This window comes from Kitasatospora sp. NPDC087271 (genome assembly GCF_044744605.1).
In the GTDB taxonomy this organism is placed as follows: domain Bacteria; phylum Actinomycetota; class Actinomycetes; order Streptomycetales; family Streptomycetaceae; genus Kitasatospora.
Genome location: NZ_JBIUYQ010000014.1, coordinates 1 through 24,651, shown reverse-complemented (window position 1 = coordinate 24,651; position 24,651 = coordinate 1). Strand labels below are relative to the sequence as shown.

The 24,651-nt window shown below is 71.1% G+C and carries 23 protein-coding genes; 15 read left to right on the top strand and 8 right to left on the bottom strand.

All coding sequences use genetic code 11. The features are described 5' to 3' along the window. Positions 1-245: 245 nt before the first annotated feature. From uvrA to ACIO9K_RS22965, 11 genes are all read left to right on the top strand, one after another. The gene (gene uvrA, locus ACIO9K_RS23015) at positions 246-3,155 is read left to right on the top strand and encodes an excinuclease ABC subunit UvrA (protein ID WP_400332526.1); all 2,910 of its coding nucleotides are present in this window, start codon (positions 246-248) and stop codon (positions 3,153-3,155) included. 110 nt (positions 3,156-3,265) lie between these two features. Next, complete coding sequence (locus ACIO9K_RS23010) at positions 3,266-3,709, top strand: Rieske (2Fe-2S) protein (protein WP_363580430.1); 444 nt, start codon at positions 3,266-3,268, stop codon at positions 3,707-3,709. Positions 3,710-3,805: 96 nt separating this feature from the next. Next, the gene (gene uvrC, locus ACIO9K_RS23005) at positions 3,806-5,887 is read left to right on the top strand and encodes an excinuclease ABC subunit UvrC (RefSeq protein WP_363618716.1); all 2,082 of its coding nucleotides are present in this window, start codon (positions 3,806-3,808) and stop codon (positions 5,885-5,887) included. 172 nt (positions 5,888-6,059) lie between these two features. Then, on the top strand, positions 6,060-6,890 hold the full coding sequence (rapZ, locus tag ACIO9K_RS23000) for an RNase adapter RapZ (RefSeq protein ID WP_387816332.1): 831 nt from the start codon (positions 6,060-6,062) through the stop codon (positions 6,888-6,890). Positions 6,891-6,953: 63 nt separating this feature from the next. Continuing rightward, complete coding sequence (gene yvcK, locus ACIO9K_RS22995) at positions 6,954-8,051, top strand: uridine diphosphate-N-acetylglucosamine-binding protein YvcK (protein ID WP_363618842.1); 1,098 nt, start codon at positions 6,954-6,956, stop codon at positions 8,049-8,051. Further along, the gene (gene whiA, locus ACIO9K_RS22990) at positions 8,042-9,022 is read left to right on the top strand and encodes a DNA-binding protein WhiA (protein WP_063349505.1); all 981 of its coding nucleotides are present in this window, start codon (positions 8,042-8,044) and stop codon (positions 9,020-9,022) included. The genes yvcK and whiA overlap by 10 nt, the downstream gene beginning before the upstream one ends. A gap of 300 nt (positions 9,023-9,322) precedes the next feature. Continuing rightward, positions 9,323-10,330: a type I glyceraldehyde-3-phosphate dehydrogenase gene (gene gap, locus ACIO9K_RS22985; protein ID WP_363580434.1), complete on the top strand. Its 1,008-nt coding sequence runs from the start codon at positions 9,323-9,325 to the stop codon at positions 10,328-10,330. Positions 10,331-10,480: 150 nt separating this feature from the next. Continuing rightward, positions 10,481-11,683, top strand: coding sequence for a phosphoglycerate kinase (locus ACIO9K_RS22980; protein ID WP_363618714.1), 1,203 nt, complete (start codon positions 10,481-10,483; stop codon positions 11,681-11,683). Between the two features lie 5 nt (positions 11,684-11,688). Then, on the top strand, positions 11,689-12,474 hold the full coding sequence (gene tpiA / locus ACIO9K_RS22975; protein ID WP_350885798.1) for a triose-phosphate isomerase: 786 nt from the start codon (positions 11,689-11,691) through the stop codon (positions 12,472-12,474). 87 nt (positions 12,475-12,561) lie between these two features. Beyond that, positions 12,562-12,798, top strand: coding sequence for a preprotein translocase subunit SecG (secG, locus tag ACIO9K_RS22970; RefSeq protein ID WP_063349509.1), 237 nt, complete (start codon positions 12,562-12,564; stop codon positions 12,796-12,798). Positions 12,799-13,003: 205 nt separating this feature from the next. Then, positions 13,004-13,291, top strand: coding sequence for an RNA polymerase-binding protein RbpA (locus ACIO9K_RS22965; RefSeq protein WP_063349510.1), 288 nt, complete (start codon positions 13,004-13,006; stop codon positions 13,289-13,291). Positions 13,292-13,359: 68 nt separating this feature from the next. On the opposite strand, the gene pgl is transcribed toward ACIO9K_RS22965, so the two are convergent. The 5 genes from pgl to tkt all read right to left on the bottom strand — a co-directional run bounded on the left by pgl (position 13,360) and on the right by tkt (position 20,209). After that, a complete protein-coding gene (gene pgl, locus ACIO9K_RS22960) occupies positions 13,360-14,148 on the bottom strand; it encodes a 6-phosphogluconolactonase (protein ID WP_363580439.1) in 789 nt (262 codons plus the stop codon). Beyond that, positions 14,145-15,263 carry a glucose-6-phosphate dehydrogenase assembly protein OpcA gene (gene opcA / locus ACIO9K_RS22955; RefSeq protein ID WP_400332517.1) on the bottom strand — a complete coding sequence of 373 codons (1,119 nt, stop codon included), beginning with the start codon at positions 15,261-15,263 and terminating at the stop codon, positions 14,145-14,147. The genes pgl and opcA overlap by 4 nt, the downstream gene beginning before the upstream one ends. Continuing rightward, positions 15,260-16,816 carry a glucose-6-phosphate dehydrogenase gene (gene zwf / locus ACIO9K_RS22950; protein WP_363618841.1) on the bottom strand — a complete coding sequence of 519 codons (1,557 nt, stop codon included), beginning with the start codon at positions 16,814-16,816 and terminating at the stop codon, positions 15,260-15,262. Before zwf ends, opcA begins: the two co-directional genes overlap by 4 nt. A gap of 64 nt (positions 16,817-16,880) precedes the next feature. Continuing rightward, positions 16,881-18,020 carry a transaldolase gene (gene tal / locus ACIO9K_RS22945; RefSeq protein WP_063349514.1) on the bottom strand — a complete coding sequence of 380 codons (1,140 nt, stop codon included), beginning with the start codon at positions 18,018-18,020 and terminating at the stop codon, positions 16,881-16,883. Positions 18,021-18,109: 89 nt separating this feature from the next. Then, on the bottom strand, positions 18,110-20,209 hold the full coding sequence (tkt, locus tag ACIO9K_RS22940; protein WP_363618710.1) for a transketolase: 2,100 nt from the start codon (positions 20,207-20,209) through the stop codon (positions 18,110-18,112). Positions 20,210-20,672: 463 nt separating this feature from the next. Between tkt and ACIO9K_RS22935 the strand changes: the two genes are divergently transcribed. Beyond that, positions 20,673-21,620 carry a heme o synthase gene (locus ACIO9K_RS22935; protein ID WP_363618708.1) on the top strand — a complete coding sequence of 316 codons (948 nt, stop codon included), beginning with the start codon at positions 20,673-20,675 and terminating at the stop codon, positions 21,618-21,620. A gap of 54 nt (positions 21,621-21,674) precedes the next feature. Here ACIO9K_RS22935 and ACIO9K_RS22930 read toward each other — a convergent pair whose 3' ends face one another. Beyond that, positions 21,675-22,316 (bottom strand): DUF2461 domain-containing protein, encoded by a 642-nt coding sequence (locus tag ACIO9K_RS22930; RefSeq protein WP_400332512.1) that lies wholly within the window; start codon positions 22,314-22,316, stop codon positions 21,675-21,677. Positions 22,317-22,388: 72 nt separating this feature from the next. Here ACIO9K_RS22930 and ACIO9K_RS22925 point away from each other — a divergent pair, with 72 nt between their 5' ends. Then, entirely contained in the window at positions 22,389-22,727 is a 339-nt protein-coding gene (locus ACIO9K_RS22925; protein WP_350880471.1) for a hypothetical protein, read from the top strand. A 65-nt stretch (positions 22,728-22,792) separates the two neighbouring features. Here ACIO9K_RS22925 and ACIO9K_RS22920 read toward each other — a convergent pair whose 3' ends face one another. After that, positions 22,793-22,915 carry a hypothetical protein gene (locus tag ACIO9K_RS22920; RefSeq protein ID WP_400332509.1) on the bottom strand — a complete coding sequence of 41 codons (123 nt, stop codon included), beginning with the start codon at positions 22,913-22,915 and terminating at the stop codon, positions 22,793-22,795. Between the two features lie 270 nt (positions 22,916-23,185). On the opposite strand from ACIO9K_RS22920, the gene ACIO9K_RS22915 reads away from it, so the two are divergent. Continuing rightward, positions 23,186-23,737 carry a GNAT family N-acetyltransferase gene (locus ACIO9K_RS22915; protein WP_400332506.1) on the top strand — a complete coding sequence of 184 codons (552 nt, stop codon included), beginning with the start codon at positions 23,186-23,188 and terminating at the stop codon, positions 23,735-23,737. Beyond that, a complete protein-coding gene (locus tag ACIO9K_RS22910; protein WP_400332503.1) occupies positions 23,737-24,156 on the top strand; it encodes an NUDIX hydrolase in 420 nt (139 codons plus the stop codon). The genes ACIO9K_RS22915 and ACIO9K_RS22910 overlap by 1 nt, the downstream gene beginning before the upstream one ends. Before the next feature lie 59 nt (positions 24,157-24,215). Here the strand turns inward: ACIO9K_RS22910 and ACIO9K_RS22905 are convergent. Next, positions 24,216-24,651 (bottom strand): IS30 family transposase (locus tag ACIO9K_RS22905; RefSeq protein ID WP_400332500.1); only part of this gene is annotated, 436 nt, incomplete at its 5' end.

Genomic DNA, 24,651 nt, shown 5'->3' with positions numbered 1-24,651 from the left:
GGCGCGTTGCCCGCGGGGGGCTCCGCTCGTTGACCAGCTGACGCTATCGCCGAATCCGACCGCTGAGCAGGGCCTTTTTCGGTCCGGGTACGGAGGGTCCGAGGGGCGCTCTCACTCGTTCGGGTGGACTCCACTGGACACGGTCGATATTCGAACGTCTGAGCTAGTAGGCTGGCTGCCGCATCCTGGAAGAAGCACACATCTCCCCGCAAGTCCTCTCGCCCCGGAGAAAGGCGCCAGAAGCAGTGGCCGACCGCCTCATCGTCCGCGGTGCTCGCGAGCACAACCTCAAGAACGTCTCGCTCGACCTGCCCCGCGACTCCCTCATCGTCTTCACGGGCCTCTCCGGCTCCGGCAAGTCCTCGCTCGCCTTCGACACGATCTTCGCCGAGGGCCAGCGCCGCTACGTCGAGTCGCTGTCCTCCTACGCCCGCCAGTTCCTCGGGCAGATGGACAAGCCCGATGTGGACTTCATCGAAGGCCTCTCCCCGGCCGTCTCGATCGATCAGAAGTCCACCAACCGCAACCCCCGTTCGACCGTCGGCACGATCACCGAGGTCTACGACTACCTGCGCCTGCTGTTCGCCCGGATCGGCAAGCCGCACTGCCCGCACTGCGGCCGCCCGATCGCCAAGCAGTCGCCGCAGGCGATCGTCGACAAGGTGCTGGAGCTCGCCGAGGGCACCCGGTTCCAGGTGCTCAGCCCGGTGGTGCGCGAGCGCAAGGGCGAGTTCGTCGACCTCTTCGCCGACCTCCAGTCCAAGGGCTACTCGCGCGCCCGGGTGGACGGCGAGACGATCCAGCTCGCCGAGCCGCCGAAGCTCAAGAAGCAGGAGAAGCACACCGTCGAGGTGGTCATCGACCGCCTGACCGTCAAGGAGAGCGCCAAGCGGCGGCTCACCGACTCGGTGGAGACGGCCCTGCGGCTGTCCGGCGGCATGGTCGTGCTCGACTTCGTCGACCTCGCGGAGGACGACCCGGAGCGCGAGCGGATGTACTCCGAGCACCTCTACTGCCCGTACGACGACGTGTCGTTCGAGGAACTGGAGCCGCGCTCGTTCTCCTTCAACTCGCCGTTCGGCGCCTGCCCGGACTGCTCGGGACTGGGCAACCGGATGGAGGTCGACCCGGAGCTGGTCGTCCCGGACCCCGAGCGCTCGCTGGAGGAGGGCGCGATCCACCCGTGGTCGGCGGGCCACGCCAAGGAGTACTTCCAGCGGCTGATCGACGCGCTCGCCGGGGAGCTCGGCTTCCGCACCGACATCCCGTGGGCCGGGCTGCCGGCCCGCGCCAAGAAGGCGCTGCTGTACGGGCACAAGCACCAGGTGCAGGTCAGCTACCGCAACCGCTTCGGGCGCGAGCGCTCGTACAGCACCGGCTTCGAGGGCGCCGTCCCGTTCATCCAACGCCGGCACACCGAGGCGGAGAGCGACAGCAGCCGCGAGCGCTTCGAGGGCTACATGCGCGAGGTGCCCTGCCCGACGTGCGAGGGCACCCGGCTCAAGCCGGTGGTGCTCGCGGTCACCGTCGAGGAGAAGTCGATCGCCGACGTCTCGGCGATGTCGATCAGCGACTGCGCCGAGTTCCTGGGCGCGATGAAGCTGAACGACCGGGACAAGCAGATCGCCGAGCGCGTCCTGAAGGAGGTCAACGAGCGGCTGCGCTTCCTGGTCGACGTCGGCCTGGACTACCTCTCGCTGAACCGCGCGGCCGGCACCCTGTCCGGCGGCGAGGCCCAGCGCATCCGGCTGGCCACCCAGATCGGCTCCGGCCTGGTCGGCGTGCTGTACGTGCTGGACGAGCCGTCCATCGGCCTGCACCAGCGGGACAACCACCGGCTGATCGAGACGCTGGTGCGGCTGCGCGACATCGGCAACACGCTGATCGTGGTCGAGCACGACGAGGACACCATCAAGACGGCGGACTGGGTGGTCGACATCGGCCCGGGCGCCGGCGAGCACGGCGGCAAGGTGGTGCACTCCGGCTCGCTGAAGGGGCTGCTGTCCAACAAGGATTCGCTGACCGGCCAGTACCTCTCCGGCAAGCGGTCCATCCCGATCCCGGCGGGCCGCCGCGACCGGGACAAGAAGCGCCAGCTGACCGTCCACGGCGCCCGCGAGCACAACCTCAAGGACGTCACGGTCGGTTTCCCGCTCGGCACCTTCACCGCGATCACCGGTGTCTCCGGATCCGGCAAGTCGACGCTGGTCAACGACATCCTCTACACCCACCTCGCCCGGGAGCTGAACGGCGCCCGCAGCGTGCCCGGCCGGCACACCCGGATCACCGGCACCGACCTGGTGGACAAGGTGGTGCACGTCGACCAGTCGCCGATCGGGCGCACCCCGCGCTCCAACCCGGCCACCTACACCGGGGTGTTCGACCACGTGCGCCGGCTCTTCGCGGAGACGCAGGAGGCGAAGGTCCGCGGCTACCTGCCCGGCCGGTTCTCCTTCAACGTCAAGGGCGGCCGCTGCGAGAACTGCTCGGGCGACGGCACCATCAAGATCGAGATGAACTTCCTGCCGGACGTCTACGTGCCGTGCGAGGTCTGCCACGGCGCCCGGTACAACCGGGAGACGCTGGAGGTCCACTACAAGGGCAAGTCCATCTCCGAGGTGCTGGACATGCCGATCGAGGAGGCGCTGGCCTTCTTCGAGGCCGTCCCGGCGATCGCCCGGCACCTCAGGACGCTCAACGACGTCGGCCTCGGCTACGTCCGGCTCGGCCAGTCCGCGCCGACGCTCTCCGGCGGCGAGGCGCAGCGCGTCAAGCTCGCCTCCGAGCTTCAGAAGCGCTCCACCGGGCGGACGGTCTACGTGCTGGACGAGCCCACCACCGGCCTGCACTTCGAGGACATCAGCAAGCTGATCAAGGTGCTCAGCGGGCTGGTGGAGAAGGGCAACACGGTGATCGTCATCGAGCACAACCTCGATGTGATCAAGACCGCCGACTGGGTCGTCGACATGGGCCCCGAGGGCGGTTCCGGCGGCGGCATGGTGGTCGCCGAGGGCACCCCGGAGCAGATCGCCGCCGTCCCGGAGAGCCACACCGGAAAGTTCCTCCGGGACATCCTTCCGGGCGAGTTCGCGGACGCCCCGGTCGCCCCGGTGAAGAAGGCGCCGCGCAAGCGCGCCGCCGCGGCGAAGAAGTAGCGAAGAGGGAGAAGCGACCCGCTCCGCCGCCCCGCCCCCGGGGCGGCGGAGCGGGTGCCGCATAGACTTCCGTGGTCCCTCGTAGGAAGCCGAACCGCAGGAGCGCACCGATGTCAGAGGCCCCCGAGACCAGCCCCGCCACCTCCCGCCGCACCGTGCTCTGCGGCGCCGCCGCCGTACTGGCGGCCGGCGGCACCGTGGCGGTCGCCGGCTGCGGTTCCTCCTCGGGCTCCTCCGGCGCCGGCAGCGCGGCCAAGAGCCCGGTGGACCTCGGCCCGGCCTCGGCGGTGCCGGAGGGCGGCGGCAAGGTCTTCCGCAACCAGAAGATCGTCGTGACCCAGCCGACCGCGGGGGAGTACAAGGCCTTCAGCGCCGTCTGCACCCACGCCGGCTGCGTCGTCGACCAGGTGAAGAGCCAGCAGATCCAGTGCCCCTGCCACGGCAGCCGGTTCGCCATCACCGACGGCGCCGTCCAGGACGGCCCGGCCCCCAGGCCGCTGCCCGCCTACGCCGTCACGGTCGACGGCGGGAACCTCAAGGTGACCCCGAGCTGAAGCAGTTGATCTCCACCCAGTCGATCCCCGCCCCGTTGATCTCCGCCCCGTTGATCTCCCCTTCGCGGCCCCGGCCCCACTCGGTACGGTGGACCCATGGCTGACCCGAGCACCTACCGCCCGGCGCCGGGCGCGATCCCGACCTCACCGGGCGTCTACAAGTTCCGTGACGCCCACGGACGGGTCATCTACGTCGGCAAGGCCAAGAGCCTGCGGCCGCGGCTGTCGTCCTACTTCCAGGACCTGGCCGGCCTGCACCCGCGCACCGCGACCATGGTCACCACCGCCGCCTCGGTGGAGTGGACGGTGGTGGCCACCGAGGTCGAGGCGCTCCAGCTGGAGTACTCCTGGATCAAGGAGTTCGACCCGCGGTTCAACGTCAAGTACCGCGACGACAAGAGCTATCCGGAACTCGCCGTCACCCTCGACGAGGAGTACCCGCGGGTCCAGGTGATGCGCGGGGCGCACAAGAAGGGCGTGCGCTACTTCGGCCCGTACGGGCACGCCTGGGCGATCCGCGAGACGGTCGACCTGCTGCTGCGCGTCTTCCCCGTCCGCACCTGCTCCAACGGCGTGTTCAAGCGCGCCCGGCAGGTCGGCCGGCCCTGCCTGCTCGGCTACATCGGCAAGTGCGCCGCGCCCTGCGTCGGCAAGGTCTCGCCGGACGAACACCGGGCGCTGGCGGAGGACTTCTGCGACTTCATGGCCGGGCGCACCGGCAACTACCTGCGCCGGCTGGAAGAGCAGATGCGGGAGGCCGCCGAGGAGATGGAGTACGAGAAGGCGGCCCGGCTGCGGGACGACATCGGCGCCCTCAAGCGCGCGATGGAGAAGAACGCCATCGTGCTCGCCGACGCCACCGACGCCGACCTGCTGGCCGTCGCCGAGGACGAGCTGGAGGCCGCCGTCCAGATCTTCCACGTCCGCGGCGGCCGGGTGCGCGGCCAGCGCGGCTGGGTCACCGACAAGGTCGAGGACGTCGACACCGCCGGCCTGGTCGAGCACGCCCTCCAGCAGCTCTACGGCGCCGCCGGCGGCCCGGACGAGCGCAACGAGTCCGTCCCGCGCGAGGTGCTCGTCCCCGCGCTGCCCGAGCCGGCCGGCCCGGTCCGGGACTGGCTGAGCGGCCTGCGCGGCAGCCAGGTCGACCTGCGGGTCCCGCAACGCGGCGACAAGAAGGACCTGATGGCCACCGTGCAGCGCAACGCCCAGCAGGCGCTGGCACTGCACAAGACCAAGCGAGCCTCCGACCTCACCACCCGCAGCCGCGCCCTGCAGGAGATCGCCGATGCGCTGGAGCTGGACTCGGTGCCGCTGCGCATCGAGTGCTTCGACATCTCCCACCTCCAGGGCGAGGACGTGGTCGCCTCGATGGTCGTCTTCGAGGACGGCCTGGCCCGCAAGAGCGAGTACCGGCGCTTCCAGATCAAGGGCTTCGAGGGCCAGGACGACGTCCGTTCGATGCACGAGGTGATCGGCCGGCGCTTCCGCCGCTACCTCCAGGAGCGCGAGCAGACCGGCGAGTGGGTCGTCCCCGAGGCCGACGACCCGGGCGCCGCCGCCGACGGCACCGGGGCCCCGGCCGGCCCGATCGACCCGGAGACGGGCCGTCCGCGCCGCTTCGCCTACCCGCCCCAACTGCTGGTCGTCGACGGCGGCCAGCCGCAGGTCGCCGCCGCCAAGCGCGCCCTGGACGAACTCGGCATCGACGACGTCGCGCTGTGCGGCCTGGCCAAGCGGCTGGAGGAGGTCTGGCTGCCCGGTGAGGACGACCCGGTCGTGCTGCCGCGCTCCAGCGAGGGCCTCTACCTACTCCAGCGGGTTCGCGACGAGGCCCACCGCTTCGCGATCACCTACCAGCGCAGCAAGCGTTCCAAGCGACTCACCGCCGGGGAACTGGACTCCGTCCCGGGCCTCGGCGAGACTCGCCGCCAGGCGCTGCTCAAGCACTTCGGCTCGCTGAAGAGGCTCCGGGCCGCCACCGTCGACGAACTCTGCGCCGTACCCGGCATCGGACGCCGCACGGCGGAGACTGTTGCGGCGGCGTTGTCCTCCCGTACACCCGTCGCACCAGCGGTGAACACCGCTACCGGCGAGATCATCGAGGACGGGGCCGAACCGGCCGCCGAGCCGGTGGCCGCAGCATCCCAGACCGCACCATCCCAGGAGACGCCATGACGGCCGACGCCGACCGTCAGACGGCGCGCCCAGCCCCCGCCCGCCTGTCCGGGCAGGGGAAGGGCGGCCGCGCCGTGCGCGTTCTCCCCAGCAGAAAGACCGAGAGCGGGGAACCGAAGTGACCGTGTCAGACGTGGCCGAGAACGCGCCGGAGCTGGTGATCATCTCCGGCATGTCCGGAGCCGGCCGCTCCACCGCCGCGAAGTGCCTGGAGGACCTGGGCTGGTTCGTGGTGGACAACCTGCCACCGGCCCTGATCCCGACCATGGTCGACCTGGGCGCCCGCTCCCAGGGCAACGTCGCCCGGATCGGCGTGGTCGTGGACGTCCGGGGCCGCCAGTTCTTCGACGACCTGCTCACCTCGCTCGACGAGTTGGAGAAGCGCGGCGTCCGGCTCAGCGTGGTCTTCCTGGACTCCTCCGACGACGCGCTGGTCCGCCGCTTCGAGAGCGTGCGCCGCCCGCACCCGCTGCAGGCCGACGGCCGGATCGTCGACGGCATCGCCCAGGAGCGCGACCTGCTGCGCGACCTGCGCGGCGAGGCCGACCTGGTGATCGACACCTCCAACCTCAACGTGCACCAGCTGCGCGCCAAGCTGGACGCCCAGTTCGCCGACCACGACGAGCCCGAGCTGCGCGCCACCGTGATGTCCTTCGGCTTCAAGTACGGCCTGCCGGTCGACGCCGACCTGGTGGTGGACTGCCGCTTCCTGCCCAACCCGCACTGGGTGCCCGAGCTGCGCGCCCGCACCGGCACCGACGCGGACGTCGCCGACTACGTGTTCCAGCAGCCCGGTGCCAACGAGTTCCTGGACGGCTACGCCGAGCTCCTGCGCATCATCACCGAGGGGTACCGCCGCGAGGGGAAGCGCTACATGACGCTTGCCGTAGGCTGCACCGGTGGCAAGCACCGCAGCGTCGCGATGTCCGAGCGCCTGACCAAGCGTCTCATCGCCGACGGAGTGGAGACGGTGCTCGTCCACCGTGACATGGGACGGGAGTGACCGCCGCCTCCTAGCCGGGCCGCCGGCGGGGCCGGCGGCCGCGGCGAGGAACGCGAGGTGAGTGTGGCGGGATATGTGCCCGGGCGGCAGTCGCAGAACAGGAGTGCCGACCGGGCGGGTGGCCCGGCCCGGCCGCCGGTCCCGAGCCGGCCGCGCAGCAGCCCCGCCCGGGCCAACCCGGCCCCCCGGATCACCGCGCTCGGCGGCGGCCAGGGCCTGTCCGCCTCGCTCTCCGCGCTGCGCCGGCTCACCAGCGACCTGACCGCCGTGGTCACCGTCGCCGACGACGGCGGCTCCAGCGGCCGGCTCCGCACCGAGCTGGGCGTGCTGCCCCCCGGCGACCTGCGCAAGGCGCTGGCCGCGCTGTGCGGGGACGACGACTGGGGGCGCACCTGGTCCGAGGTGATCCAGCAGCGCTTCACCGGCACCGGCGAGCTGGGCGGCCACGCGGTCGGCAACCTGCTGATCGTCGCGCTCTGGGAGAAGCTCGGTGACCCGGTGGCCGCCCTGGACTGGGTCGGCCGGCTGCTGAACGTCCAGGGCCGGGTGCTGCCGATGTCGGCGGTGCCGCTGGACATCGAGGCGACCGTGCGCGGCCACGACCCGGAGCGCCCCGGCGAGCTGTCGGCCGTCCGCGGCCAGGCCAGCGTCGCGGTCACGCCCGGCACCGTGCAGTCGATCCGGCTGCTGCCGGACGGGCCGCCGGCCGTCCCGGAGGCGGTCACCGCCGTCCGGGAGGCGGACTGGGTGGTGCTCGGTCCCGGCTCCTGGTTCACCAGCGTGCTGCCGCACCTGCTGGTCCCGGAGCTGGCCAAGGCGCTCACCGAGACCCGCGCCCGCCGCCTGCTCACCCTGAACCTGGCCCCCCAGCCCGGCGAGACCGAGGGCTTCACCCCACAGCGCCACCTGGAGGTCATCGCCGACCACGCCCCGGGCCTCGCGGTGGATGCGATCCTGGTGGACGAGCGCGCCGTCACCGGCGGCGCCTTCGGCCAGGCGGATCTGGCCGGTCTGGAGAAGGCCGCCGAGCGGATGGGCGCCGCCCTGGTCCTGGGCCGGGTGGCCCGCACCGACGGCACCCCGCGACACGACCCGGAGCTGTTGGCGGCAGCGTACGACCGGATTTTCCGGACACATGGAAGGATCGGGCCATGGCGATGACTCCAGCGGTGAAGGACGAGATCAGCCGGCTCCCGGTCACCAGGGCCTGCTGCCGCAAGGCGGAGGTGTCGGCGATCCTGCGGTTCGCGGGCGGGCTGCACATCGTGAGCGGCCGGATCGTGATCGAGGCGGAGCTGGACACCGGCGCGGCGGCGCGGCGGCTGCGCAAGGACCTGCTGGAGATCTTCGGACACTCCTCCGACCTCGTGGTGATGGCCCCCGGCGGACTGCGGCGCGGCAGCCGCTTCGTCGTCCGGGTGGTCAAGGACGGCGAACTGCTCGCGCGCCAGACCGGCCTCGTGGACGGCCGGGGCCGGCCGATCCGGGGGCTGCCCCCGGCAGTCGTCTCCGGGGCCACCTGCGATGCCGAGGCGGCCTGGCGCGGGGCCTTCCTGGCGCACGGCTCGCTCACCGAGCCGGGCCGCTCCTCCTCGCTGGAGATCACCTGCCCCGGCTCCGAGGCCGCCCTCGCCCTGGTCGGCGCGGCCCGCCGGCTCGGCATCCCGGCGAAGGCCCGCGAGGTGCGCGGCGTGGACCGGGTGGTGATCCGCGACGGCGACGCGATCGGCGCGCTGCTGACCCGGCTCGGCGCGCACGAGTCGGTGCTCGCCTGGGAGGAGCGCCGGATGCGGCGCGAGGTCCGGGCCACCGCCAACCGCCTGGCCAACTTCGACGACGCCAACCTGCGCCGCTCGGCCCGCGCCGCGGTGGCGGCCGGCGCCCGGGTGGCGCGGGCGCTGGAGATCCTCGGCGAGGAGGTGCCCGAGCACCTGGCCGCGGCCGGCCAGCTGCGGATGCAGCACAAGCAGGCCTCGCTGGAGGAACTGGGCGCGCTCGCCGACCCGCCGCTGACCAAGGACGCGGTGGCCGGCCGGATCCGCCGCCTGCTGGCGATGGCGGACAAGCGCGCCTCCGAGCTCGGCCTGCCGAGCACCGAGGCCAACCTCACCGACGAGATGGCGATGAACTGACCGCCGCACCGAGCGGCTGTTCCGCGGCCGGTGTCCGGATTCCGGGCACCGGCCGCCGCCGTGTCCGGAGGGGATACCCGGACGCGCCCGGTGTGCGCAAATTGGTAGAGACCACTGGCCGGGACCAACTGCCCTGACGGCCAAGGACGGTCGGCCTGATTTCGCGCCACGCCAGGTCGTCGCACGTGGCGCGATGTGCCCTCCCAGGCCTGGGAGGGGTAGGGTCATAGGCGGTCGGGGACTTCCCAAATCTCACCCCCGTCGGCTTAGCTCCGGCGTACCTAACGAGGAGATCGGTTCGTGACGATCCGGGTAGGCATCAACGGATTCGGCCGCATCGGCCGCAACTTCTTCCGCGCGGTCAAGGCGCAGGGCGCGGACATCGAGATCGTCGGTGTCAACGACCTCACTGACACGAAGACCCTGGCTCACCTGCTCAAGTACGACACCACCCTGGGCACCTTCCCGGGCGAGGTCTCGCACACCGAGGACAGCATCACCGTCGACGGCAAGACCTTCCAGGTCAGCGCCGAGCGTGACCCCGCCAACCTGCCGTGGGCCGCCCTGGGCGCCGACATCGTCGTCGAGTCCACCGGCATCTTCACCAAGGCCGAGGCCGCGAAGAAGCACCTCACCGCCGGCGCCAAGAAGGTCATCATCTCGGCGCCCGCGAGCGACGAGGACGTCACCATCGTCCTGGGCGTCAACGAGGACAAGTACGACGCCGCCAACCACTCGATCATCTCCAACGCCTCGTGCACCACCAACTGCGTGGCGCCGATGGCCAAGGTGCTGCACGAGAACTTCGGCATCGTCAAGGGCCTGATGACGACCGTCCACGCGTTCACCAACGACCAGGTGACCCTGGACTTCCCGCACAAGGACCTGCGCCGCGCCCGTGCCGCGTCGCAGAACATCATCCCGACCTCGACCGGTGCCGCCAAGGCGACCGCCCTGGTCCTGCCGGAGCTGAAGGGCAAGCTGGACGGCACCTCGCTGCGCGTCCCGGTCCCGACCGGCTCCATCACCGACCTGGTCGTCACCCTGGAGCGCGAGGTGACCAAGGACGAGGTCAACGCCGCCTTCCAGAAGGCCTCGCAGGAGGGCCCGCTCAAGGGCATCCTGACCTACACCGAGGACCCGATCGTCTCCTCGGACATCGTCAACGACCCGGCCTCCTGCATCTTCGACTCCCAGCTCACCATGGTCCAGGGCAACCAGGTCAAGGTGCTCGGCTGGTACGACAACGAGTGGGGCTACTCGAACCGCCTCGTCAACCTGACCTCCCTCGTCGGCGGCCAGCTCTGACGCAGCGGGAGCTGACGTGATGTAGGGGCGAGGGCCCGGCTGGCGCACTGTGCCGACCGGGCCCTCGCTCTGCGCACCAGGACTTCCCAGGCGACCCCTGCGCCGTGCCGCCTCTGCGCATCAACCATCTCCCCAGGAGAGCCAATCCCCGTGAAGACCATCGAAGACCTCGACGTCGCCGGCAAGCGCGTGTTCGTCCGTGCCGACCTGAACGTCCCGCTGGACGGCACCACGATCACCGACGACGGCCGGATCCGCGCCGTCGCCCCGACCATCGCCAAGCTCGTCGAGCGCGGCGCCCGGGTCGTCGTCGCCTCCCACCTCGGCCGCCCCAAGGGCGCGCCGGACCCGCAGTTCTCCCTCGCGCCGGCGGCCGTGCGCCTCGGCGAGATCCTCGGCAAGCCCGTCGCCTTCGCCACCGACACCGTGGGTGAGAGCGCCGAGTCCACCGTGGCCGCGCTGGGCGACGGCGAGGTCGCGCTGCTGGAGAACCTGCGCTTCAACGCCGGCGAGACCAGCAAGGACGACGCCGAGCGCAAGGCCTTCGCCGAGCAGCTGGCCGCCCTCGCGGACCTGTACGTCGGTGACGGCTTCGGCGCCGTGCACCGCAAGCACGCCTCGGTCTACGACCTGCCCGGCCTGCTGCCGCACGCGGCCGGCGACCTGATCGCCACCGAGGTCGGTGTGCTCAAGAAGCTCACCGAGGAGGTCGCGCGCCCGTACGTGGTCGTGCTCGGCGGCGCCAAGGTCTCCGACAAGCTCGGCGTGATCGACAACCTGCTGAAGAAGGCCGACCGGATCCTGATCGGCGGCGGCATGGCGTACACCTTCCTCAAGGCCAAGGGCCACGAGGTCGGCATCTCGCTGCTGCAGGAGGACCAGATCCCGGTCGTCCTGGACTACCTGAAGCGCGCCGAGGAGACGGGCGTCGAGTTCGTCCTGCCGGTGGACGTCCTGGTGTCGGCGGACTTCCCCGACCTCAAGACCAAGGCCCCGGCCAACCCCTCGCTCGTCGCCGCGGACGCGATCCCGGCCGACCAGGAGGGCCTGGACATCGGCCCGAAGACCCGCGAGCTGTACGCGGCGAAGCTGGCCGACGCGGGCACCGTGTTCTGGAACGGCCCGATGGGCGTCTTCGAGCACCCGGACTACGCGAACGGCACCAAGGCCGTGGCCCAGGCGCTGCTGGACAGCGACGCGTTCACCGTGGTCGGTGGCGGCGACTCCGCCGCGGCCGTCCGCATCCTGGGCTTCGACGAGAACGCATTCGGACACATCTCGACCGGCGGTGGCGCCAGCCTCGAGTACCTGGAGGGCAAGACCCTCCCCGGTCTCGCCGCCCTGGAAGGCTGAAAGCAATGACTGAGCGTCTCCCGCTGATGGCGGGCAACTGGAAGATGAACCTCAACCACCTTGAGGCCATCCAGCACACCCAGAAGCTGGCCTTCGCGCTGGCCGACAAGGACTACGAGGCCGTCGAGGTCGCCGTCCTGGTGCCGTTCACCGACCTGCGTTCGGTGCAGACCCTGGTCGACGGCGACAAGCTGAAGATCAAGTACGGCTCGCAGGACATCTCGCAGCACGACTCCGGTGCCTACACCGGCGAGGTCTCCGGCCCGATGCTGGCCAAGCTGAAGTGCACCTTCGCGGTGATCGGCCACTCGGAGCGCCGCCAGTACCACGGTGAGGACGAGGCGATCGTCAACGCCAAGGTCAAGGCCGCCTACCGGGCCGGGATCACCCCGATCCTGTGCATCGGCGAGCCGCTGGACGTCCGCAAGGCCGGCACCCACGTCGAGCACACCCTCGCCCAGCTGGACGGCGCCCTGGCGGACATCCCGGCCCACCAGGCCGAGTCCATCGTGGTCGCCTACGAGCCGGTCTGGGCGATCGGCACCGGCGAGGTGGCCACCCCGGAGGACGCGCAGGAGGTCTGCGCCGCCATCCGCAAGCGGATCGCCGAGCTGTACGACGCCGAGCTGGCCGACAAGGTCCGCGTGCTGTACGGCGGTTCGGTGAAGTCGTCGAGCGCGGCCGGCCTGATGGCCAAGCCCGACATCGACGGCGGCCTGATCGGCGGTGCCTCGCTGGACGCCGACGAGTTCGTCAAGATCGTGCGCTACCGTGAGCAGGCAGTAGGCTAACGCCGCTGCAGCAACGTAGGCTTTGGGGCCGGACCGCCGTCAGCGGTCCGGCCCCGTCGCCGAAGATACGAGAGAGTTGGTCCCGTCGTGGTTCTCGGGTTCTCGATTGCCCTGATCATCTTCAGTCTGCTGATGATCCTGCTGGTGCTGCTGCACAAGGGGAAGGGCGGCGGCCTGTCGGACATGTTCGGTGGCGGCGCGATGTCCACCGGCGGCGGCTCGGCGGTGGCCGAGCGCAACCTGGACCGCATCACGATCGTGGTCGGTCTCGCCTGGTTCGCCTGCATCATCGTGCTGGGCCTGGTGCTGAAGTACAAGAGCTGACGTAACCCTGACGCCCCGTCGCCCGAGCGCCTATCCTGGGACGGTCGGGGGCGGAGGCGATGGCGGTGGACGCTTAACTCCTGCTTACACTAGGACGACTTTCGCCACCGACGCGCACCGCGGAGGGTCGGCGCACCAGCACGCAGGGAGTCAGACCGTGGCAAGTGGCAACGCCATCCGTGGCAGCAGGGTCGGAGCGGGCCCGATGGGCGAGGCGGAGCGCGGCGAGTCCGCCCCGCGCAACCGGATCACCTTCTGGTGTGCCAACAAGCACGAGACCCGGCCGAGCTTCGCCGCCGAGGCCGTCATCCCGGACACCTGGGACTGCCCGCGGTGCGGTTTCCCGGCCGGACAGGACGAGCACAACCCGCCCGCGCCCTCGCGCAACGAGCCGTACAAGACCCACCTCGCCTACGTCCGCGAGCGGCGCACCGACGCCGACGGCGAGGCGATCCTCGCCGAGGCGCTGGCCAAGCTGCGCGGCGAGATCTGACCCGGACGACAGACAGCGAAGGGCGCCACCGTCGAGGACGGTGGCGCCCTTGTGCGTTGCCGGGCCCGTTACGCCGAGGCCGGCGGGTACAGCTGGGGCGGGATCTGCTCCGCCGCGGCCCGGTCCAGCAGCCACAGGGTGCGGCTGCGGCCGTACGCGCCGGAAGCGGGCGCCTGGAGCTCACCCGGGCCGGACAGGGCCATCGCGACCGCGTCCGCCTTGTCCGCGCCGGCCGCCAGCAGCCAGACCTCGCGGGCCGCCCGGATCGCCGGGAGGGTGAGCGAGATCCGGGTCGGCGGGGGCTTGGGGGCCCCGCGCACGCCGATCACGGTCAGCTCGGTCTCCCGCACGCCCGGGTGCTCGGGGAAGAGCGAGGCGACGTGGGTGTCCGGGCCGACGCCGAGCAGCAGCACGTCGAAGGCCGGGACGCCGAGCCGGTCACCCGGGCCGGAGGCCTTCGCCAGCTCCTCCGCGTAGCGGGCGGCGGCGGCCTCCACGTCCGAGCCGTCCGCACCGTCCGAGGCGGGCATCTCGTGCACCCGCGCCGGGTCGAGCGGGACGGAGTCCAGCAGTTCGGCGCGGGCCTGGACGGCGTTGCGGTCCGGGTCCCCGGCGGGGACGAAGCGCTCGTCGCCCCACCAGAGGTCCAGCCGCGCCCAGTCGACCGCGTCGCGCGCCGGGGAGGCGGCGATCGCGGCCAGCAGGGCGTTGCCGTTGCGCCCGCCGGTGAGCACCACCGAGGCGGTGCCGCGGGCGGCCTGGGCGTCCACGATCCGGGTGATCAGCCGGGCCGCGGCCGCCTGGGCCATCAGCTCCTTGTCCCGGTGGACGACCAGCTGCGGGGTCGCGTTGGTCATGCGCTCCCCTTGGCGGCGCGCTTGGCGGGCTTCTTGGCGGGAGCCTTCTCGGCGGCCTCGGCCTCGGCCGTGTCCTCGGACGCGGCCTCGGACGCGACCTTGGCGGTCACCCGGGCGGGGTTGGCCACCGCGGCCTCGGTGACCGCCGCGCGGGCGACCCGCTCGGCCGCCGCCGTCTCGGCGGTGTCCGGCTCGCGCAGCCGGTCGACGGGCGTGCGCACGGCCGTCGCGTAGATGTCGTCCGGGTCGAGCCGGCGCAGTTCCTCGGCGATCAGCTCCGAGGTCTCGCGCCGCTTGAGCGCCACCTGGCGGTCCGGGGAACCGACCATGGAGAGCGTGCCCATCAGGCCGTCCGGGCGGTCCAGGGTGATGTCGCCGTCCTTGGTGCGCAGGTGCACCGCGGTGATGCCGGGGCCGCCGGTGACGATCCGCTCGACCGGCACGTGCAGCCGGTTGTGCAGCCAGAGGCCGAGCAGCTCGACGCTGGGGTTGTAGGACTCGCCCTCGACCACCGCGGAGGTGATCGTGACCGGCCGCTGGTCCAGCGCGGCGGCCAGCATCGAGCGCCAGCCGGTGATCCGGGTCCAGGCCAGGTCGGTGTCGCCCGGGGTGTAGCTCTGGGCCCGCTGGGCGAGCTGGCCGACCGGGGACTCGGCGGTGACGGCGTCGGTGATCCTGCGCTGGGCGAGCGCGCCCAGCGGGTCCTGCGCCGGGTGCAGCGGCGCGTTGTCGGGCCACCAGACGACGACCGGGGCGTCCGGGAGCAGCAGTGGCAGGACCACCGACTGGGCGTGCGCGGCGAGTTCGCCGTGCATGCGCAGGATGACCGTCTCTCCCGAGCCGGCGTCGGTGCCGACCAGGATCTCGGCGTCCAGCCGGGTCTCGGCGCGGGCCCGGGGCGATCGCCCGGCGCGCTTGATCACCGCGAGGGTGCGCGAGGGGTGTTCGCGGGAGGCGTCGTTGGCGGCCTTGAGGGCGTCGTACGCGCTGCCCTCGTCGGTCACGATCACCAGGGTGAGCACCATGCCGGCGGCGGTGGAGCCACTGGCCCGGCGCGCCTCCATCAGCGCGGCGTTGATCTTGCTGGACGTCGTGTTGGTGAGGTCGATCTTCATGGCCGGCGCCAGCTCCTGCCGTCTCGTGCGAGCATCTCGTCCGCCTCGGCCGGGCCCCAGGTCCCCGCGGAGTACTGGGCGGGCTTGCCGTGGGTGTCCCAGTACTTCTCGATCGGATCGAGGATCTGCCAGGAGAGCTCGACCTCCTGGTGACGCGGGAACAGGTTGGCGTCGCCGAGCAGCACATCGAGGATGAGCCGCTCGTACGCCTCCGGGCTGGACTCGGTGAAGGACTCGCCGTAGGCGAAGTCCATCGTGACGTCCCGGACCTCGAAGGAGGTGCCCGGCACCTTGGAGCCGAACCGCACCGTCACGCCCTCGTCCGGCTGGACCCGGATGACCAGGGCGTTCTGCCCCAGCTCCTCGGTCGCGTAGGAGTCGAACGGCAGGTACGGGGCGCGCTGGAAGACCACCGCGATCTCGGTGACCCGGCGGCCCAGCCGCTTGCCGGTGCGCAGGTAGAACGGGACGCCCGCCCAGCGGCGGTTGTTGATCTCCAGCTTGATCGCCGCGTAGGTGTCGGTCTTGGAGTCCGGGTCGATGCCGTCCTCGTCCAGGTAGCCGACCACCTCCTCGCCGCCCTGCCAGCCGGCCGCGTACTGGCCGCGCACGGTGTGCCGGCCGAGGTCGGCCGGGAGCTTGACGGCGCTGAGCACCTTGAGCTTCTCGGCCACCAGCGCCTTCGGGTGGAAGGACGCCGGCTCCTCGATGGCGGTGAGCGCCATCAGCTGGAGCAGGTGGTTCTGGATGACGTCGCGGGCGGAGCCGATGCCGTCGTAGTAGCCGGCCCGGCCGCCGATGCCGATGTCCTCGGCCATGGTGATCTGCACGTGGTCGACGTACGACCGGTTCCAGATCGGCTCGAACATCTGGTTGGCGAAGCGCAGCGCCAGGATGTTCTGGACCGTCTCCTTGCCCAGGTAGTGGTCGATCCGGAAGACCTCGTCCCGGGGGAAGACCTCGTGGACGATCCGGTTCAGCTCCTGGGCGCTCTCCAGGTCGTGGCCGAAGGGCTTCTCGATGACCGCGCGGCGCCACGAGCCCTGCGGGGGGTCGGCCAGGCCGTGCTTCTTGAGCTGCTGGACGACGGTCGGGAAGAACTTCGGCGGGACGGACAGGTAGAAGGCGAAGTTGCCGCCGGTGCCCTGCGCCTTGTCCAGCTCGTCGATGGTCTCGCGGAGCTTGTCGAAGGCGTCGTCGTCGTCGAAGGTGCCGTGGACGAAGCGCATGCCCTTGGCGAGCTGCTGCCAGACCTCCTCCCGGAACGGGGTGCGGGCGTGGTCCTTGACCGCGTCGTGGACCTCCTTGGCGAAGTCCTCGTCGTCCCACTCGCGCCGGGCGAAGCCGACGAGAGAGAAGCCCGGCGGCAGCAGACCGCGGTTGGCCAGGTCGTAGATGGCCGGCATGAGCTTCTTGCGGGACAGGTCGCCGGTGACTCCGAAGATGACCAGACCGGACGGCCCCGCGATGCGCGGGAGCCGTCGGTCGGCCGGGTCACGAAGCGGGTTGACGGGGGCCGGCGGGAGATCGTCCGCGTCCGACTCCGAGGTCAACTCGGGGAAATCAGTGCTCACTTGTTGGGCTCCGCTTTCGTGCGCTGGCTGTGTGAGCGAACGGTCACTTCTCGCCGGCGAAGGAGGCGAGCGAGGCGGTGACGGTGTCGAGCAGCTCGTTCCAGGACTGCTCGAACTTCTCCACGCCCTCGTCCTCCAGCACCTGGACCACGTCGTCGTAGTCCACGCCGGCGGCGGCGATGGCGTCCATCACGGCCTTGGCGTCGGCGTAGTTGGGGACGATGGTGCCGCCGGTGACCACGCCGTGGTCGGCGGTGGCCTCCAGGGTGGCCTCGGGCATGGTGTTGACCGTGCCGGGGGCGACCAGCTCGGTGACGTACAGGGTGTCCGGCAGAGCCGGGTCCTTGACACCGGTGGAGGCCCACAGCGGGCGCTGCGGCTTGGCGCCGGCGGCCTCCAGCGAGCGCCAGCGGGCGCTGCCGGCGGACTTGCCGTCGACCGAGCCGAAGACCTCCTCGTACGCCTGGTAGGCGAGGCGGGCGTTGGCCAGGGCGGCCTTGGAGCGCAGGTCCCGGGCGTCGCCGCCGATCTTCTCCAGGCGCTTGTCGATCTCGGTGTCCACGCGGGAGACGAAGAAGGAGGCGACCGACTCGATCTGGGAGAGGTCCAGGCCCTTGGCCTTGGCGGCCTCCAGGCCGGTCAGGTAGGCGTCGATGACGGCCTTGTAGCGCTCCAGCGAGAAGATCAGCGTGACGTTGACGCTGATGCCCCGGCCGATCACCTCGGCGATCGCGGGCAGGCCGGCCTTGGTGGCGGGGATCTTGATGAAGACGTTCGGGCGGTCGACCAGCCACCACAGCTGCTTGGCCTCGGCCACGGTGGCCGCGGTCTCGTGCGCCAGGCGCGGGTCGACCTCGATGGAGACCCGGCCGTCGCGGCCGTTGGAGGCGTCGTAGACCGGGCGCAGCACGTCGGCCGCGTCGCGCACGTCCGAGGTGGTGATCATGCGGACGGCCTCGTCGGTGGTGACCTTGCGGACGGCGAGGTCGCGCAGCTGGCCGTCGTAGGAGTCGTCGCCGCCGCCGATGGCCTTCTGGAAGATGGTCGGGTTGGTGGTAACGCCCACCACGTGCTTGTTCTGCACCAGCTCGGCGAGGTTGCCGGTGTTCAGCCGCTTGCGGCTGAGGTCGTCCAGCCAGATCGCCACGCCTTCGTCGCTGAGGCGCTTCAGTGCGTCAGTCATGGTGCTTCAGTCCTTTTTTGTTCTGCTTCGTGGGGTAGTCAGAGGGGGCCGTGCGCCCGCGTGCGGGCGGGCGCACGGCCCGGGGGGCGTCAGCGGTTGACGGCCTCAAGGGAACGGAGGGCGTTGTGGGCCTCGGCCACCACGCGCTCGGCGGTCAGGCCGAACTCCTCGAAGAGCACCTTGTAGTCGGCGGAGGCGCCGAAGTGCTCCAGCGAGACGATCCGGCCGTGGTCGCCGACCAGCTCGCGCCAGCCCTGGCCGATGCCGGCCTCGACCGACACCCGGGCCTTGACCGACGGCGGCAGCACGCTGTCACGGTAGGCCTGGTCCTGCTCCTGGAACCACTCGAAGGACGGCACCGAGACCACCCGGGTGGCGATGCCCTCGGCCTCCAGCACCTCGCGGGCCTTGACGGCCAGCTGGACCTCGGAACCGGTGCCCAGCAGGATCACCTGCGGGTCGCCGCTGGAGGCCTCGGCCAGGATGTAGCCGCCCTTCGCGGTGCCCTCGGCGGAGCCGAAGACCTCGCGGTCGAAGGTCGGGACGTTCTGGCGGGTGAGCGCCAGGCCGACCGGGCCGGGGTGGGTGGTCTGGCGCTCGATGACGGTGCGCCAGGCGACGGCCGTCTCGTTGGCGTCGGCCGGGCGGACCATGGCCAGGCCCGGGATGGCGCGCAGCGAGGCCATGTGCTCGACCGGCTGGTGGGTCGGGCCGTCCTCGCCGAGGCCGATCGAGTCGTGCGTCCAGACGTAGGTGACCGGCAGCTTCATCAGCGCGGCCAGGCGCACGGCCGGGCGCATGTAGTCGGCGAAGACCAGGAAGGTGCCGCCGTACACGCGGGTCTTGCCGTGCAGGGCGATGCCGTTCATGGTCGAGCCCATGGCGTGCTCGCGGATGCCGAAGTGGATCGTCCGGCCGTACGGGCTGGCGCTCTTCAGCGGGTTGCCCTCGGGGAGGAACGAGCTGTCCTCGTCGATGGTGGTGAGGTTGGACTCGGCGAGGTCGGCCGAGCCGCCCCACAGCTCCGGGATGACCGCGCCGATCGCCTTGAGGGTCTCGCCGGAGGCCTTGCGGGTGGCGACGTCCTTGCCGGCCGGGAAGACCGGGACGGTCTTCTTCCAGCCCTCGGGAAGCTCGCCGGCCTGGATGCGGTCGAACTCGGCGGCGCGCTGCGGGTCGGCGGCGCGCCAGGCCTCCAGGGACTGCTCCCACTCGGCGTGGGCGGCCTTGCCGCGCTTGATGACCTCGCGGGCGTGCTCGATCACCCTGTCGGAGACCTCGAAGGTCTTCTCCGGGTCGAAGCCCAGGACCTTTTTGGTGGCGGCGATCTCGGCGGCGCCGAGCGCGGAGCCGTGCGCCTTGGCGGTGTTCTGGGCGTCCGGGGCCGGCCAGGCGATGATCGTGCGCATCGCGATGATCGACGGACGGGTGGTCTCGGCCTTGGCCGCGGCCAGCGCGTCGGCCAGGACGGCCACGTCGATGTCGCCGTTGGCCTTCGGGGCGACCCGCTGGACGTGCCAGCCGTACGCCTCGTAGCGCTTGAGGACGTCCTCGGAGAAGGCGGTCTCGGTGTCGCCCTCGATCGAGATGTGGTTGTCGTCGTACAGGGCGACCAGGTTGCCCAGCTTCTGGTGACCGGCCAGCGAGGAGGCCTCGGCGGAGATGCCCTCCTCCAGGTCGCCGTCGGAGACGATGGCCCAGATGGTGTGGTCGAAGGGGGACTCGCCGGCGGCGGCGTCCGGGTCGAACAGGCCGCGCTCGTAGCGGGCGGCCATCGCCATGCCCACCGCGTTGGCGATGCCCTGGCCGAGCGGGCCGGTGGTGGTCTCCACGCCCGCGGTGTGGCCGTGCTCCGGGTGGCCCGGGGTGCGGCTGCCCGCGACGCGGAAGGCCTTGAGGTCGTCCAGCTCCAGGCCGTAGCCCGACAGGTACAGCTGGGTGTAGAGGGTCAGGCTCGTGTGCCCGGGGGACAGCACGAACCGGTCGCGGCCGACCCACGAGGGGTCGGTCGGGTCGTGGCGCAGGAAACGCTGGAAGATCAGGTACGCCGCGGGGGCCAGCGACATGGCCGTCCCGGGGTGTCCGTTGCCGACCTTCTGGACGGCGTCCATGGCCAGGACCCGCGCTGTGTCAACCGTGCGCTCATCCAGTTCGGACCACTCGAATGCGTTCGTCGGCGTCGTGCTCACCCTGTCTCAGGGCTCCTTCCGTTGTGAAGAGTGACCCCGTGAAAGGGGACCGGGTCGGCCACGGCGCTGTGGTCTCGACGCTGGGTGGTGCCGGTCACGGAGGGTAGATCCCGCTTCTGCGTGCGAGCCTACCGTCCGCCCCGGGGCTCACCCTCCGTGCTGGGACAACCAGGAAATCCGGATGGTGATTCCCACCAGGGCGGTCTGCCTGATTTTGTCCCAGGCTCTCCTGTTTTACGGCACCCTGCCGCCCCGGTGGTCAGGACGGGTTGCGGCGGCGCGCCGGAACGGCTCCGTGGCTTCACCCGGTCGGTTCACCCGGGGGTGTGCCATCGGCCTCGCCGGGGGACCCCGGAGCCGGATGGGATATATGGAGCGTCTAAGGTGGCGTGGTACGCGCAGAGCGGACGATTTGGGACCCTTCGTTCCTGTGGACGCCTGCGAGGATTCATCTTCAGTTGGGGTGTTAGTGACCGCCGTCGAAACCCGTCCCGCCGGGGTCACCGGGGCGACTCCTGCGCACCGGCCCATCGGGGCCCGTGTCGGCGCCTTCGTCGCACTGACCAAGCCACGGATCATCGAACTGCTGCTGATGAGCACGGTGCCGGTGATGTTCCTCGCCCAGCAGGGCGTCCCGAACATGCTGCTGGTGCTGAAGGTCGTGGTCGGCGGCTACCTCTCGGCGGGCGGCGCCAACGCCCTCAACATGTACATCGACCGCGACATCGACGCGGTGATGTCCCGCACCGAGCGCCGGCCGATCGTCACCGGGATGGTGTCGCCGCGCGAGGCGCTGGTGTTCGGCATCGCCCTCGCGGTCGTCTCGACGCTGCTGCTGGGCTTCGGCGTCAACTGGCTCTCCTCCGGACTGGCGCTCGGCGCGCTGCTGTTCTACGTGTTCGTCTACACGCTGGGGCTCAAGCGGCGCACCTCGCAGAACATCGTCTGGGGCGGCATCGCCGGCTGCATGCCGGTGCTGATCGGCTGGTCCTCCGTCACCAACTCGCTGTCCTGGGCGGCGGTCGCGCTGTTCCTGGTGGTGTTCTTCTGGACGCCGCCGCACACCTGGGTGCTCTCGATGAAGGTGCGCGAGGACTACGAGCGGGCCGGCGTGCCGATGCTGCCGGTGGTCAAGGGCAACGTCGCCGTCGGCAAGCAGGTCGTCGCCTACTCCTGGGTGATGGTGGCGACCTCGCTGGCGGTGTGGCCGCTGGGGCACATGAGCTGGCTGTACCCCGTCACCGCGGTGCTGCTCGGCGGGTTCTGGCTGCGCGAGGCGCACGCACTGTACGGCCGGGCCAAGGCCGGGGTGGTGGGCGCGAAGCTGAAGGAGATGCGGCTGTTCCACTGGTCGATCACCTACCTGTCGCTGCTGTTCGTGGTGTGCGCGATCGACCCGTTCGTGAAGTAGGGCCCGTCCGACGTCGAAGAGCCCCGGTCCGGTGGACCGGGGCTCTTCGCGTTCTCACCGGGCCGGCAGCTCGGACGGGCCGACGTGGTCGTCCAGCCAGTCCCGGAGCGGCTGGGAGGCGCGCAGGAAGGCGGTGATCCGGGTGCGGGCGCCGCGGGTGCCGAGCCACTTCGCGGGCGCCCACTCCTGCCAGGCGACCAGGCCCTTGTGGCGCAGCAGCTCGATCCTCGGGTGGTCCTTGGGGAAGCCGCGCGGAGCGGTCCTGAGGGAGTCCCGGCCGTGCACCTGGGGGCCGTCCTGCTCCACCGCGGCGATCACCCGCTCCAGTTCGGCGCCGCTGACGTCCTCGGCGACGGCGGCGCGGTAGCGGTCCAGCTGGTCGGGGGCGAGCTGGTACATCCCGTTGCCGCAGGCCAGGCCGTCGGCGGAGAGCTGGACGTAGCCGCCGGTCTCCAGGTGGGCGCCGATGTGCGTCTTGTACGGGGACTTGTCGGCGCTGAACCGGACGTCGCGGTTGGGACGGAAGATCTTCCCGGGCCCGAACTCCGGTTCCAGCTCGGCGAGCAGCAGCTCCATCGGGGTCCGTACGTCGTTGTCGTACTGCTCCTTGTGGGCCTGCCAGAAGGTCTTGGAATTGTCGGCTTCGAGGTGCTCGTAGAAGTCGAGCGCCTCGGCCGGCCAGCCGGAGAAGGTCACGCCTCCAGTATGTGGCCCGGTGCACAGGGCGCTCCCGTCGCCAGCTCGACTACCGGTGGGTAGCATGCGGGCATGAGCAGCGCAGAGACCGCCACCGCCACCGCGCCGGACGCCCGTACCGAGCGCCGCGCCAAGCGCATCGCCAAGCACCTCAGCAGCTTCGCCCGCCAGCACGGGGGCGGCGCCGACGCGGTCGTCGAGTACGTCGGCGCCGTGGCCACCCGGATCGTCGTGGTGGGCGCGGACGGCGCCTGGGGCGACCAGGTGGCCCCGAGCTACGCCGTCGGTCGCCGGGCCGCCGAACTGGCCGGGCTGACCCTGCACGACGACTTCGAGGGCGAGCTGGCCCTCAAGGTGAAGACCGGCCCGTACGAGTGGAAGCGCATGGCCGGCATCCAGCTCGGCGGCTGATCACTTCGGCGCCCACGGCGACGGCCCGGCTCCCCCCGGCGGGGAGCCGGGCCGTTGCCGTGGGCTCAACGGGGCAGCTCCTCGCGGTCGAGCACCCGGACGAGTCGGGCCGGTTGGTCCAGCCAGCCGGTGCCGGTGCCGATCTCCAGGACGTTCATTCCGGGTCGGACGTCGAGGTCGCGGAGCATGCGGACGACGATCGAGGGGCGGAGGCGGAGGAGGAGGAGCGCCAAACGTCGGCTGGGTCGGGCGGATCGGCCGATGCCTGGCCGTCATTGACCTGGGCGACGACGGGGGCGTCGGTGTAGGCCGCCTCGAACCAGCGCTGGTGGTCGGTCGAGAGGCGGCAGGGCTCGTAGCCGCCCTGGTCGTCCTGTTGATACGGCGATGGCGCGAGACTGCGTCGAGGAACTTCGATCGCTCGGGGTTTCGGCCCGGAAACAGAGGACGGTGTGACGGTGGTGGTTCGGCTGTTGGACGGCGAGCAGGCGGTCGAGCTGGAGGGCCAGTTGAAGGAGGTGTTCTCGGAGGCGTTCGCGGAAGCCCCCTACGGCGAGGGGCCGACCGACGTGGAGCGGGCGTTTCGCCGGTTCCGCTCGCCGGCGCGTCGGCGGGGGTTCCGGGCGGCCATCGTCTTCGACGGCGACACCGTTGTGGGCATGGCGTACGGCTGCCCGCTGTCGGCGGACACCGGATGGTGGGACACCCTGATCGATCCCGTGCCCGAGAACCTCGGGCACGAGGACGGAAAGCGCACGTTCGGTCTCTTCGAGTTGGCGGTTCGGCCCCGGTGGCGGCGTCAGGGCGTCGCCACTCGCACGCATCGCGTCCTCATCGAGGGCGTCGACAACGCCCGGGTGATGCTGAACACCCGACCAGAGGGGGCTGCGGCCCGGGCGTCCTACCGAGCGTGGGGCTACCGGCGCGTGGGGTCGGCGATCCCGTGGGACGGCGCGGCTCGGCACGACGTGATGCTCCTCGATCTGACCCGCCCGGTGGTGTGGGCGTGATGCCACTCCACTCGGTGTCCGTCGCGGGGGTGGTGGTGCGGGAGGACGGGCGGGTGCTGGCGATTCGGCGGGCTGACAACGGGGCTTGGGAGCCGCCGGGGGGCGTGCTGGAACTGGGCGAGGGCATCGAGGACGGTGTGCGACGCGAGGTCTACGAGGAGACCGGGATCCACGTCGGCGTGGAGCGGCTGACCGGTGTCTACAAGAACCTGCGCCGAGGGGTTGTCGCGCTGGTCTTCCGGTGTCGGCCTGAGGGCGGACAAGTACGGCTCTCGGACGAGTCGGTCGAGGTCGACTGGCTCACCCCGGCCGAGGTCTCCGTGCGCATGGCGGAGGTCTATGCCGTGCGGGTGTTGGACGCGCTTCGGGGGGACACGTCGCCGAGTATCCGGAGCCACGACGGGCGGCGGCTGTTGTGACACGTCGAAGGCCCCCATCCGAGCTTAGGTTCAAGGGGTCGTCGCAACACCGCTTGGTTTCAGACGGTGAGTAGATCACGTAGACGCTCGGCTGGGGTATCCCAGCCGAGCGTCTTGCGTGGGCGGCCGTTGAGCTCCTGGGCGACGTGTTCGAGGTCTTCGGGACCGTGCAGGCTCAGGTCGGTGCCTTTCGGGAAGTACTGCCGCAGCAGCCCGTTCGTGTTCTCGTTCGAGCCGCGTTGCCAGGGCGAGGCCGGGTCGCAGAAGTAGACGGGCATGTCGGTGGCCATGCTGAACTGCTTGTGACCTGCCATCTCGGCGCCCTGGTCCCAGGTGAGAGAACCGCGCAGGTGGGCGGGCAGGGTCTGGACGGTGCGCACGAGCCCGTCGCGGACGGTCTCGGCGTCGTGGGCTCCGCCCGGCAGGTGAACCAGCATGGTGTAACGGGTGCTCCGCTCGACCAGGGTGGCGATCGCGGAGCGCCCGCCCGCACCG